Annotated in this window: 3 protein-coding genes; 1 reads left to right on the top strand and 2 read right to left on the bottom strand. The window is 38.4% G+C overall.

The annotated features are described in order from the left end of the window. Positions 1–988, top strand: a 988-nt coding sequence (locus HRU42_RS20795; protein WP_295033967.1) for a site-specific integrase, incomplete at its 5' end; no start/stop codon positions are given. Positions 989–1,152: 164 nt separating this feature from the next. Here HRU42_RS20795 and HRU42_RS20790 read toward each other — a convergent pair. Next, complete coding sequence (locus HRU42_RS20790) at positions 1,153–2,016, bottom strand: hypothetical protein (protein WP_295033965.1); 864 nt, start codon at positions 2,014–2,016, stop codon at positions 1,153–1,155. 3 nt (positions 2,017–2,019) lie between these two features. Further along, positions 2,020–2,787: a HipA family kinase gene (locus HRU42_RS20785; protein WP_295033964.1), complete on the bottom strand. Its 768-nt coding sequence runs from the start codon at positions 2,785–2,787 to the stop codon at positions 2,020–2,022. Positions 2,788–3,196: the final 409 nt, after the last annotated feature.

Genomic DNA, 3,196 nt, shown 5'->3' with positions numbered 1-3,196 from the left:
TTTAGCCAAACCAGACTCTTTACCCAATGCTGGTGGCTATTTACTTAACGATGCTTGGAAAGACTTCGTTCAGTGGAAATCTTGGACAGAGAAAATTGAGAAAGGGGCAATGAGGTACTTCGAGTTTATGCATATATGCTTCGGTAATGTCGCTGTGAATTCGATTAACAAGCAAGATATCAAATCGTTATTAAACCGTTATGCATTAACACCTAGGCGAAATATCAAGCCTTACCACTTAATGGCACCACTGGAACTACTTGAACTTAATGATGTTGAGCCCAAGTACCTTGTGTCGTCAAAGACGGTAAAGGAGCTTTTTAAGTTGTGCCAAAGCTTTTTCAGTCGCTTCCTCACGAAGGAAAAAGATGTACTGGCCGAATCCCCAACCAATAATGTTAAGTGTGAAGCTAATTCTACTCGATACGCCGTGTTCTCAGACTCCGAAGTAAGAGCCATTGAGTCATCATGCAGCCAGTTGGATGGTTGGAGGAAATGGGTTGTGCTTATCGCCATATACTCGGGAGCTAGGCGTAGTGAAATAACCAAGTTGAAAAAAGCTGATGTTCGATTTGATGCAGATAGTCAGCGTCATTATCTCTGGATTGCCAAAGGAAAAACTAAGGCTGCGACAAGGTGTATCCCTATCCACCAGAAGCTGATTGATTATGGTTTTTTAGATTATATTGATTCTGCTAGTGACTACTTATTTCCTGAAGTGGCAGATCGTAGCTATAACGTCACAGAACACTTACAGCGTAACTTGTACTCTCTGGGCATTAATCAACTCAATGATCATGGCGAGAGGAAGGTATTTCATAGCTTCAGGCATACGTTCATTACCAAATCTCGCTCACAAGGAATCGAGCTTGGGTTGTTGCAAGAGATGGTAGGACATGAAAAGTTCGAATCTGGCATTACTAAGAGATATACACACAGCTATCAGCTGAAATCATTGTTAATTGTCGTTGATGGTCTTCACTTTTAGACACAATAACCAATAATGAAAATCGCTAATGGGGCTTTATTTCGAACGGTCAGCGAGCCCCTTGACCCATCTATGACTGTGGGGTGTGAACGTGTCATGGCCCCTAAGCTTCTTGTCAATTTTCATATATTCAATATCAAACGAATGGAAGTTTTTGATTCATATTAAGCTACTTGTTGACACCACTCGGTAATTTCGTCTGCTAAACCATCAGTATTGGCGTGTGATCCAACATAAAACTTATGGGGTTTTAATAACCAAATAAATTTATCCAATTCATTCTCAATTTCTAGTTGAACTTCACGCTTCAGGTTGTCACTAGGAAGCATTAAGAATATGGCATTATCTTTAGTATTCATGCGATTAGATGCTATATCAATATCTCTGTAACCATCAAATAAGTTACATTTAACCCTCTGTATATCAGCATATGCAGTTGACACTAGTGTGGCTACTCCATGTTGTTTTTTATACGGTAAGTATAGGTTGTTTATGATGTTGCCTTCGCTAACGGTTTGATATGGATTTTCTGGTACATGGAGAGAGTAATCAATATCTAAATTGAGTTTTAATTTATCTTTTAAAGTAATATATACAGAATCTCTTGACGTTGACGAGAACCTATTCTTACTGGTTTTCCTGACTTTCTTACCTAATGATATCGTATTTTTATACAGACTATTAAGGATGTCTGTAGTGTTCTTTCCTTGAGCAAAACCTTTTTTGATAAGGTGTATTTGAGGTGTTAGTTCGTTAGACTCCTTTAGATCCTTTCGAAACACTAACTCTCTAGCAACATTGCAAGCCAGTTCAAGTTGAAATTGCATTTCTGGACCATAAAAGCAATTTATACGCTCATAGTAATCCAGCATTAGCACGCCGAATTCGCCGGAGTTATCTCTAAAACCAACCCCGATGTTTAATATTTCACCTGTTGTGATGTCAGGGGTCCACTGAAATTGATACCAATTACCAGATACATTAGTAATTCTAGTTGTAGAGTTTAAAATATCGTTTAACGTTTTCATTTTTTATGCCAACATTCTTAAACTGCCGCAAACACGACGGTTACCTAAAATTGCTCTAGATTCCATAAATTTTTCAAGTGCAACTCTACGTTCTACATCTCCCTCTAGCAAAACATCCCACCAGTAGCATAGTTCTTGTTTGACCATATTATAAACATCTTCATGAGTATTAGTGGCATGAGCTACCATAGATTTAACCGGCAGTGGTGTGCAGTTGAGAGCATAAAGATTGTCGGTTAAGACGCTTTTAGCTACATAGTTCGGGTCAAGTTGGTGTGCCTGCCAGTTTAAAGTAATAGGTAAGTTACTATGGTCAAAAAGATAGATTCGGTTTTTACCTGCTACCATAATATTACCAAGGTGGCGATCTTCATTCGCAACCCAATCATCAAATGCGATTGCATCTGAAACCTTATCCCACCCCGCAACGAGGTTCATAAGAGATTTGCATGATTGCATGTCTTGTACTTCGTAAAAGCTGCCAGGAGTTGTGCCTTCAAGACTACTAACTACAAATGCCCAATTGTTGTATTGTGCAGATTCATCATCAAATTGTTCAGCTGAAGTATTAATTAGTCCTGCGAAACGAGGGACTGGCAACCCACATTGCTTAGCAATTATGTAACCAGTCACTTCGTTAACTAATGCCAATTTACGAACATTACTAAATCGCTTAACGTAGGCTTTAGTTTCTTTGCCGTCATGCCACTGAATACCACAGGCATATGTTTCAGCCATTAAGCCTGAGGTTTGACGAGCATATACTGCCATTAGTTGCTCAGTAGAGAGCACTTCTATACAGGTTTCTACCATGTTTTCACGTTGTTGAGGTTCATTTTCTGAACTAGTTTAAGCTATTGATCTCAACGGTCAATAAAATAAATGTTATTTGTGTGCGTAGCTAATTAAGTTGACTGTTCAGCTCAAGGTATTTGTTTAAATGCCAAAGTTCTAAAATAGAGAGTGGTGGTAGTGCCTGATCTACTCTAGAACAGGATTTAAAAACACTAGACTTCAAATTCAATTATTCACTTTGATATAGTTATAAGAAACATAGAGAAAGTCTCATTACTAAAGGATAATCTATGTTTCGAAACCTATTAAAAAAACTGCTTTCATGGCTTAGGGAACTCTGGAGTCTCTTTAAAGCCATTGATGGTGCAGTATCTAAAGAGTCCAA

The sequence above is a fragment of the Shewanella sp. genome, from assembly GCF_013214165.1.
Taxonomy (GTDB): Bacteria; Pseudomonadota; Gammaproteobacteria; order Enterobacterales; family Shewanellaceae; genus Shewanella.
The sequence above is the reverse complement of the archived record's forward strand: the minus strand, read 5'-3'. Positions and strand labels throughout refer to the sequence as shown.